This window comes from Oceanospirillum sediminis (assembly GCF_014164585.1).
Lineage (GTDB): Bacteria > Pseudomonadota > Gammaproteobacteria > Pseudomonadales > Halomonadaceae > Oceanospirillum > Oceanospirillum sediminis.
The window spans coordinates 1-517 of the sequence record NZ_JACJFM010000106.1 but is presented as its reverse complement, the minus strand read 5'-3'; the positions used below and the strand labels follow the sequence as shown (position 1 = coordinate 517).

The 517-nt window shown below is 33.1% G+C and carries 2 protein-coding genes; both read right to left on the bottom strand.

The window, feature by feature from the left end; genetic code table 11:
* Nucleotides 1-192, bottom strand: a 192-nt coding sequence (locus H4O21_RS28045; protein ID WP_220495847.1) for a hypothetical protein, incomplete at its 3' end; no start/stop codon positions are given.
* 34 nt (nt 193-226) lie between these two features.
* Nucleotides 227-517: hypothetical protein (locus H4O21_RS28040; RefSeq protein WP_182812424.1), on the bottom strand; the 291-nt coding region annotated here is incomplete at its 5' end.

Below are 517 nucleotides of genomic sequence, written 5' to 3'. Positions count from 1 at the left end.
GGAATCTAATTTTATCTCAAAACTTCCATCGGCAGCAATTGGGGCGTTTGTAACGTAATTTGAATGTGTGGGCTCTACTTTGTACAAAAGAGCGATTTCGAATTCTCCAGGAGGCGAAAATGTACCTTTAATACTGTGTTGCGCTAAAGTAATACACGGTAAAAGGGCAATTAAAAAAAGTAAACGTCTCAATGTTATTTTTTATTTATGTTGTTAAAAACAATAATTACGCCACAATGGGTTTTAAAGCTTCTAAAGCCTGTTCAACTGAGGTTATACCATCAAAAGTGAGCAATAAACGAAGCCCATTTCTAGTTTGCTTCTCCTTCATTTTACAGCTTTGTGAATGGGTTTGCACAAACTGTAACACTTTTGTAAAGTTACTACTTTGATAAAAACTACTTTGCTGATCTGTAATAAAATAACCAATCAATTTATTTTGTTTCATAATGACTTTTTCAAAGCCAATTTTAGTAGCTAACCACTTTATTTGGACACTATTTAATAAATCGGTCAC